Source organism: Yeosuana sp., from assembly GCF_057126245.1.
On record NZ_DBNGMQ010000104.1, the window covers coordinates 1 to 8606 of the forward strand.

An 8606-nucleotide genomic window follows, 5' to 3' on the forward strand; every position below is an offset into this window, starting at 1 on the left:
TATTAGAACAGCTTAGAGCTTACTACAAAATATATAAGCCTAAGCAATGGTTGTTTGAAGGTGTTGGGGGCGAACCTTATAGTGTATCAAGCATACGTCAAGTTTTTAATCGTTCCAAAAAGAAAGCTGGAATAAACATACCCGCTACGGTTCACACGCTTAGACACTCCTTCGCAACCCATTTATTGGATGCGGGGACCAATTTGAGGTACATTCAGAAGCTTTTAGGACACAACAGTTCAAAGACTACAGAGATTTACACCCATGTCAGTAGTACTAATCTGATAAATATTGAAAGTCCTTTCGAAATTATGAGAAAATTAAATACCTTTACAAATACGAAATAAACGCAATAAAATACGTTTATTCAATAGTTAGGCAACATATGAAAAAACTAATCCGAACGTACATTCTGCTGATTTTATTAATTATTCTCAATATTAGTTGTTCAGAAAACGAAAAGTTAGGACAAGTAGAAGTTTTAGAAATCACTTCATATGACCAAGAAGATTCATATTTCCGACATGATTGTAAAATGGAAAATAGATTAGTTGATAAAATGTTTGATTTAAAAAAAGATGGTGAAAATATTATCATAGATAACAAAGCCAACGATGGTTTTACAGGACATTATTTAACTTTTAAACTGAATTCAAAGCTTGAAATTATAAAGGCTGAATATGACGAATCAACCGATGTGATTGACGGAAGCACAATGACTTTTAAAGTTGATAGTGTTGATTTAAAACTGAATTCAAACCCTTTTAATTCAAAAAAAATAGTAGGCTACTATTCTATTTATTTGACTCAAAATTATTTTGCTGGAAAACTAAAAGAACAAGGTGCAAAAGATGAAATTATTAAGAGAGAGTTTAAGGGGAAATTTAAAACTTGTGAAAAATAAAGTACGTTGCCTAACAAAATATAAAATTAATGGCTTGGTTATCGCCTACTTGGAAAATTCCTGCGGAATTTTCCACTGGCAAGTATCTATTTATTAAATTAGTGGTTTAACAACGCCACTATTCTTATACATATCGTTATGAGCAATTAGGTACGTTAAAGGCTACATAATTTTAAACATTATGTACAAAAATGACAAAGTAATTAGACGTTACAACGAACCTTTCAAATTAAAAATTTTAACCGAACTTAGCACTGGAAAACACACAAAGAGTGAACTTTGCAAACTCTATTCTATTGCACCTACAACTGTTAATGAGTGGATTAAAAAGTACAATCGTAAAGACTTAATGAACACCAGAGTAAAAGTGGAAACGAAAGACGAAATATCTAGAATTAAAGCACTTCAAAAAGAGATTGAACAGCTTAAAAAGCTACTCTTAAAAAAGGATTTGGATGCTTTGGTATTGGATTCTTACCTTGAAGTAGCTGCAGAAGATTTAGGTTATAAATCTGTTGCTGAACTAAAAAAAAAGCTAAGTATAAAGCCTTAATCAAAGCCAAATAGAAATCTAAGGGATTTGCTTCTTTATCAACTATAACCCATTGTTTTGGGCACAAACGTAATGCTTACTATAAGTATAAAAATAGAGCTGATAAGCGTTTAAAACTAGAACAACAGATTATTCAGATAATAAAGAAAAGACGCAAATCCCTGCCTAGAGAAGGCGTACGTAAACTTGTTAAATCTTTAGATGATGAGTTTACCAAAGCCAACCTTAAAGTAGGTAGAAATACATTATTTAATGTCCTTAGAAAACATCAAATGCTAACACTTAGAAAGAAATATAGCTCTAGAACAACCAACTCTTTGCATAGGTTCTATAAGTATAAAAACATCATTAAAGATGTTGAAGTTACAAGACCTAACCAAGTGTGGGTGTCTGATATTACTTATATCAGAACAGTAAAAGGATTTTGTTATCTGGCGTTAATAACAGACATGTATTCAAGGAAAATTGTGGGTTATGACCTTAGTGATAGTCTGGAACTAAACGGATGCGTGAGAGCCCTTAATAAGGCTTTATATCATGCTAAAAACACAAAAGGACTTATCCACCATTCAGACAGAGGTATTCAATATTGTAGCAATGTATACACGCAAATGCTCAAAAGAAATAATATAGATATCAGTATGACCGAAGAAAACCATTGTTATAAAAATGCCCTCGCAGAAAGGGTTAACGGGATTCTTAAAGACGAATTTTATCTCGACCAAACCTTTACAAATATGACTCACGCAAAGAGAGCAACAAAAAATGCAATTAATTTATACAATGAAATTAGATTACATTTATCTTTAGACTTTAAAACACCAAATATGGTATATAAATTAACAGCGTAAATCAATTTTAACCTGTAGCCATATTTCAGGACGAGACAGCTTAAAAAGCTATTTATTTAAGCATTTAAAAATTAAGATGCCGATTGACAAAAATCAAAATACTCATTTGCATGTGCATGTGCATTATAAAAATGGAAAACAAATGAACAAAAAATTATACAGGCTCCAACAGTCCGAAAATCATAGTTAATGGTCTTCTTCAATTTTTTTCATCGCGATTTACCACTTTATAAACGTAAATTTTTGGTGAAACATTTAACCATCAAATTAAAATATATTTCCATCTAACCACTTCTTAAAAACAGAAGATTTTTCCTTGCTCACAATCACATCAGTGGCTGCTGATGGAGACAACTTTAATTTCAACTTAGAGTTAAAATAATCATGAATTTGTGAAATGGCATTAATTCGAGCCAGAAACGATCGGTTAATCCTAAAAAAATATTTAGGGTCTAGTAATTGTTCTAACTCATCCAGGGAATGGGAAATATTGAACTTACTACCGTCTTTGGTATAAACTATCACCACATTATCTTCTCGATGAAAATAGGCTATCTGGCTTTCAGAGAGGCTAATAAGTTTAGAGCCATGTTTTACTAGAAACCGCTCTTTATAATCGTTTACTGTAGGTTGAGGTAATGCATTCAATAACGCTTGCCAGTTAGTAGGAACGACTGAAGTTGACAATTGTTCGCGTAATTTCTTAATGGCTTTTTTAAAATGATCTTCATTAATGGGTTTCAGTAGATACGCGATGCTGTTTAAATCAAAAGCCTTGATGGCAAATTGATCATACGCTGTTGTAAAAATTACAAATGACTTGATATCAACTTCCTTTAAGATGTCAAAACTTTGCCCGTCGGTGAGTTCAACATCCATAAAAATGACTTCAGGTATCGGATTAACTGAAAGCCAACTTATGGCTTCTCTAACGCTTTTTACAGCACCTGCTATTTCGAATTCCGGCAGGTACTTCTCACACAAGCGTTTTAATTGTCTTGTGGCTGCGGCTTCGTCTTCAATGATGAACAAGTTCATATTCTCCTATAGTTAAAAGGGGTAAGGTAACTCTAAAATACCCAGATGATTTTTCAATTTGTGGAATTGGCTGACCCAGTAAGCGATAGCGCTCTGTCAAATTGGATAACCCAATTTGAGTAGAAGGTTTCTTCTCTTTTCGTATTTGTAAATTATTTTCTACAATTAAAGTTTTGTTTTGTGTTTTTATAGCTATCGTAAGTGGTTGATAAGGTTCAGCAATATTATGTTTTAGAGCATTTTCTACCAGCAATTGCAAAGACATCGGTGGGATGTAGCTGCGTTTTGTAGTTTTATCGATATCCATTTCGACAGTAAAGGCATTTTCAAATCGCTTTTTTAAGAGAAAAAGATAGGATTCCAACATTTCAAGCTCACTTTCCAAAGTAACTACCTCCTCATCTCGTTGCTGTAGTGAATAGCGATATACTTCAGCAAAAAGAGCCAGAAACTTACTAGCGACTTCAGCACTCTCGTGGATTAAAGAATTAAGGGTATTCAGATTGTTAAATAGAAAATGTGGACTAATTTGATGTTTTAAATTTTGAAAGAGTGCTTCTGTTTGTTCTTTTTGTAAGCGTTCTGCTTCGATTTGTGATTTTTGCCATTGAAAAAAGTAAAACACGCTCATTTGTAATCCACCAATAGCCAATACCAAAAAAGTGCCTATGGCTGATATCGATACAAATTGAGTTACATCAAAACCATTTCCCGTGTTCCCTTGAATGTAGATTTCATGTAGTCGAATAATTAAGTAGGAAACATTGAATGTAATTACCCCAAAAAAAATAAGAGCAATTAATTGCCAGACTAATTTTTTTGCTAGCGATGTTTTAGAAGAAAATTTACTATCAATCTTTTTTGAAATAAAACGACTTCCTTCCCAAAATATGCTCGTCATTATGGCGAACCATAGAAAACCAGACAAAGAAAACCCAGAACGTTCACGTAAGCCAGTTATCAGAATAATCAAGGTGTACATGGTGACACCAATAAATATTGGCATAACTACACGAAATATATTACTTACTTTTTTCATGGCTGAAAGTTATATCCTGAAATTGTTCTTACAATATACTGCTTTTTCCTTTTAAACGCTTTCTAATCCTAAAAGGGTATCTCTGAGCTAGCCTGGCTTACCGAAGAGGGACTACCCATACCCATTTAAGGGTGGGGAGTCCTACTCGCTTGGATTTTTGTGTAATAGCTTATAATGCTTTTTTAAATCTACTACCTATTATCAATCGGCTTCTTGTCTGCGGGTGGAATAAGAAGCAAATCAAAACCCATGATCATTCTATTTAACTCCCGGTAATCGGGGTGCGTAATGATCTGAAACTTGTTTGAATTCAAATCGTTACGTAATTTTTTCAGGTCGATGAGCGTCCACCTATCTTTCTTATGGAAGTTAAGAAGAGCAGGCACCCGTTCTCGATAATCTTTATCATCATAAGTTCCTCTGGGAATGATCACATTGGTACTTTTAACATTCTCTGTTTTCGCAATTTCCTGTGTTAAAGCGCCCACATCATAATAGCCATATGAATAATTAGTAGTTCCGGCATGATCATTACCAATTTTTATAAAATAGCGCGCATCCTGATGTTCCTTTTCAAAAGCCAGATAATTGCTTATAAAATTTGATCTTATATAATCTACTCTAACTTTATGATGGCTTCCATAAATAGTCATGGTTTCGTGTAGTCTTTTAAAAACCTCTTGAGCATATTGGTCATCCGAATCAAACATCTTCTCAAATTGCTGAAAATCAGGATGGGTAATTATCTTAGTCAGCACCTTTCTTGGCATTTTTTCAAATTCAGCTTTTGCTATTTCTTTAGCTTTGGTCCAGGCAGCTTTAATCTCTTCGTAGTTCGGGTCATTCGATTTTGATTGCACCAGGTCGTCTCCTAAAAACAACACTGAAAAAACAAATTCCTGATCAATACCCCAAATTTCCATATCGGTTTCGGCAAATGCTTTCAAAAATGCTGCGTCTGGAACTGCGTTGAACATAGGAATTGCTGAAATCCCCCCCCAAGAGGAAGTGAAGTACTTACCGTTAAAAGCTTTTAGTCTTGCCTGGGTAGCATCAGGAATCTCAGATAGTTCTTTTAGTTTTTCTCCACTTACTGGTCCAACTTCGAAAGCTGCCGCCTTATATCCTGATTTATCAAGTATAGGAACCAGGCTTTTAGTTAGTTTTGAAATCTCTGTTGAATGATGATTTTCTCCAAGCACAAAGAATTTTGAGCTTGCAATATGCTCTTTTAATATGTTAGCACCATTTCCTTTTAGTAAACCATTATTAATGGTGAAATAATTTACAGATTTAGCTATTTCTAACGAATCCAGTACTGAAATATCATTTATAGTATTTTGGGGGAAAAGGTTTGAAGAAAAGATTGATAAAAATGCGATTGATAAAATTACTGTTTTGGTATGAAAATTTTTCATGACTGATGATTTTAAAAATGAATGATGTTTCACGGTGTATATTTTGATTTTTGTGTAAAACTCATGAATTGAACCCTTTAAGCCAAGTGTTATAGTGCTTAAACGGCTTAAAACTTATCTAAACCGGCAAAAAACTATCGTGAATAATTTTAACCTATATCAGTTTTTGTAGAAAAGAAAGTTTTAATCTGCTCAAGTCAATACATATATCCAAAATTCCAAAAGCGCATGTTATTGCCAACGCGGAACAACAATATGAGAGGGAAAAAGCCAGTGCACAACAAGGTGTATAACTCATTGCTACTACTCGCCTATTCGGAAAATATAACGGATTTTCTTATGGTTAGTTTTCTTTTGCTAAATTAGTACCAAACCAACGCAACGAGTCATACACAAACACGTTAGCCTCAATTACTAAAAAAATAAATTATATGATTAATAAGCCACTAATAATACTTATAACCTCACTAATAATGATTATTCATAATTCACTATTTTCTCAATCAAAAAAGGACCAAAAGTATTTATTTGAAATAGGGCTTGTTGATAGTTTATATTCAAAAACATTAGATGAATACAGAAAGATTTGGGTACATGTACCAGAAAGTGTAACATCTGACAAGAACAAAAAATATCCGGTTCTCATCGTTTTAGATGGAGATACACAGCTACTTAAAATTAGAGCAATTCTGCAGCAACTTGAAAGGGTTAAAGTACCCGAAATAATTATTATAGGAGTGGATAATAATACTAACAGACTAAGAGATTTAACACCAACAAAACCCCACAATCCAAGTCCGGCTTCCCCTTTGCCTGGTGGCGGGGAGAAATTTACTCAGTTTATTCAAAATGAATTGCTTCCTTATGTAGATAGCAAATATCCTACAACACCTTATCGCACCTTTTTTGGACATTCTATTGGGGGTTTACTTGTATTAAATTCATTATTTTTAAATTCCGCTAGTTTTGATAACTATATAGCAATTGAGCCCAGTCTATGGAGGGGTGGCGATTATGATTATTTAAAAGAGTATTCGACTTATTTAAAGAACAATCAATTTTTTCATAAATCACTTTTTGTAGGAGTTGCTAATACGATGTCAAGATTAAATTTAAATCTTGACACGATTTCAGTTTTAAAAGATAACTCAAGAGCAACAGAACATATTCGTCATATTTTGACCTTTGCAAAGACAACAAGTGTAAATAAGCAAAATAAACTAAATTTTAATTGGAAGTATTATGACAATGAAGACCATAATAGTGTTGTTTTAAGATCAACCTACGATGCTTTATGTTTTCTCTTTAGTTGGTATCCGGAAAATAAAAATGATTTGATGAAAATTAAAAACGCTGATACGGCCGTAGACGAAGCACTCAACATTTTTAATAAACGAAATAAAGAACTAAGTAATTATTTTGGGTATACTGTTATGCCGGAAGAACAAGTAATAAATCGACTTGGTTATCAATTATTATCGATGGGGCAGAGTGAAAAATCATATGCTTTCTTTAAAATGAATATTGACTATTATCCCAAAAGCCCTAATGTATATGATTCTATGGCAGATTATTTTGAATCTGAAAAAGACAAAGAAAACGCTTTAAAGTATGTAAGAATAGCATATGAAATTAGTGGCGAAGACTACTATAAGGATAGAATCAAAAAGCTTGAATCAAATAAATAATAGAGGCTAACAACACCTAAGAAAACATGGGTCGGACAGTGGTTCCCGCAAGGTTCGTTCTTCGTGGCTTTCTTTGTCACAGACGAACAGGAAAGTACTCCGAAAAGCCCCACGTTTCTTAGCTGCAAACCGTTAGCCTTCATTATGAACAACCAATGACCAAATGATAAAATTTTTTAGAAAAATAAGACAAAACTTACTAATGGAAAACAACTCTGGAAAGTATTTCAAGTACGCAATTGGAGAAATTGTTTTGGTCGTCATTGGAATATTAATTGCACTTCAGATTAATCAATGGAATGAAAATCGAAAGGAAAATAATGCGTTAAAAACATTAACTGAAAATCTAAATAATGAATTCCAAAAGAATTTGAAAGAACTTGAGATTGACTTATCACGTGTTAAAAATTCAATTACTGCGAGTAATACTTTATTATCATATACCGGTATAAAAAATATTGAGGTGGATAACATAATAATTGATAGCTTAATTTATTATGCTGTCTCTAATCCTACTTGGAATCCAAGTTCTTATGTATTAAATGACATCAAAAATTCTGGTAAATTATCAACTTTGAAAAATGAAAACCTTAAACTTCTTTTATATGATTGGGATAGACTTTATGAAGATATCCTAGAATGGCATGCTGGCTCAACTCATAATACAAATCGACTAGTTTATTTTGTAAGTGAAAAAGGATCTCTAGTTAATATTGACTACCATAATAATAAGAATGAAAAGGGCACAAAGTTCGACATTGAAAATATAGACTTATTACAAGAAATACGTTTTGAAAATGACCTAGAGAACAGTTTATATTCTTTAATAGAATTGGAGAAAAGGTATAATAAAGCAAGTGATTTATTAAATAAAATTATAGAGCTATCGAATAGTAGTGATATTACAAAATAAAATAACGAAAGGCTAACACCGTGTATAATTCATTGCTAGTTAAAGCCTACTTACGAAAGTCCTCGCGGACTTTCTATCTTTGATTTATTTGCTAACTTTAGTGCTTATACACGCAACGAAATCATACACATTTCCGTTGTAAGCAATCCTGAACCAAATCGAAGAAATGATTCTAAAGATGAAATATATAACAACTATTTTC

Annotated in this window: 8 protein-coding genes and 1 pseudogene; 6 read left to right on the forward strand and 3 right to left on the reverse strand. The window is 32.8% G+C overall.

The features are described from left to right. From AC15TD_RS13925 to AC15TD_RS13940, 4 genes and pseudogenes are all read left to right on the forward strand, one after another. Window positions 1-347 (forward strand): tyrosine-type recombinase/integrase (locus AC15TD_RS13925; protein ID WP_484452750.1); only part of this gene is annotated, 347 nt, incomplete at its 5' end. A 38-nt stretch (window positions 348-385) separates the two neighbouring features. Beyond that, window positions 386-904 (forward strand): hypothetical protein, encoded by a 519-nt coding sequence (locus AC15TD_RS13930; protein WP_484452751.1) that lies wholly within the window; start codon window positions 386-388, stop codon window positions 902-904. Window positions 905-1085: 181 nt separating this feature from the next. After that, on the forward strand, window positions 1086-1457 hold the full coding sequence (locus AC15TD_RS13935) for a transposase (protein ID WP_484452752.1): 372 nt from the start codon (window positions 1086-1088) through the stop codon (window positions 1455-1457). 41 nt (window positions 1458-1498) lie between these two features. Continuing rightward, window positions 1499-2308, forward strand: a pseudogene (locus tag AC15TD_RS13940) (IS3 family transposase); the annotation flags it as partial. Between the two features lie 267 nt (window positions 2309-2575). On the opposite strand, the gene AC15TD_RS13945 reads toward AC15TD_RS13940, so the two are convergent. The 3 genes from AC15TD_RS13945 to AC15TD_RS13955 form a co-directional block, all read right to left on the reverse strand. Continuing rightward, window positions 2576-3346: a LytR/AlgR family response regulator transcription factor gene (locus AC15TD_RS13945; protein WP_484452753.1), complete on the reverse strand. Its 771-nt coding sequence runs from the start codon at window positions 3344-3346 to the stop codon at window positions 2576-2578. Next, complete coding sequence (locus AC15TD_RS13950; protein WP_484452754.1) at window positions 3327-4352, reverse strand: sensor histidine kinase; 1026 nt, start codon at window positions 4350-4352, stop codon at window positions 3327-3329. Before AC15TD_RS13950 ends, AC15TD_RS13945 begins: the two co-directional genes overlap by 20 nt. Before the next feature lie 224 nt (window positions 4353-4576). Beyond that, complete coding sequence (locus AC15TD_RS13955; protein ID WP_484452755.1) at window positions 4577-5803, reverse strand: hypothetical protein; 1227 nt, start codon at window positions 5801-5803, stop codon at window positions 4577-4579. Between the two features lie 473 nt (window positions 5804-6276). Here AC15TD_RS13955 and AC15TD_RS13960 point away from each other — a divergent pair, with 473 nt between their 5' ends. After that, window positions 6277-7491 (forward strand): alpha/beta hydrolase-fold protein, encoded by a 1215-nt coding sequence (locus AC15TD_RS13960; RefSeq protein ID WP_484452756.1) that lies wholly within the window; start codon window positions 6277-6279, stop codon window positions 7489-7491. Window positions 7492-7693: 202 nt separating this feature from the next. Beyond that, entirely contained in the window at window positions 7694-8404 is a 711-nt protein-coding gene (locus AC15TD_RS13965) for a DUF6090 family protein (RefSeq protein ID WP_484452757.1), read from the forward strand. Window positions 8405-8606 lie beyond the last annotated feature (202 nt).

Bases quoted from the DNA above. Each gene is read 5' to 3' on its own strand.
- AC15TD_RS13935 (WP_484452752.1), top strand. From the start codon at position 1,086: ATGTACAAAAATGACAAAGTAATTAGACGTTACAACGAACCTTTCAAA.
- AC15TD_RS13965 (WP_484452757.1), top strand. From the start codon at position 7,694: ATGGAAAACAACTCTGGAAAGTATTTCAAGTACGCAATTGGAGAAATT.
- AC15TD_RS13960 (WP_484452756.1), top strand. From the start codon at position 6,277: ATGATTATTCATAATTCACTATTTTCTCAATCAAAAAAGGACCAAAAG.
- AC15TD_RS13955 (WP_484452755.1), bottom strand. From the start codon at position 5,803: ATGAAAAATTTTCATACCAAAACAGTAATTTTATCAATCGCATTTTTA.
- AC15TD_RS13945 (WP_484452753.1), bottom strand. From the start codon at position 3,346: ATGAACTTGTTCATCATTGAAGACGAAGCCGCAGCCACAAGACAATTA.
- AC15TD_RS13930 (WP_484452751.1), top strand. From the start codon at position 386: ATGAAAAAACTAATCCGAACGTACATTCTGCTGATTTTATTAATTATT.
- AC15TD_RS13950 (WP_484452754.1), bottom strand. From the start codon at position 4,352: ATGCCAATATTTATTGGTGTCACCATGTACACCTTGATTATTCTGATA.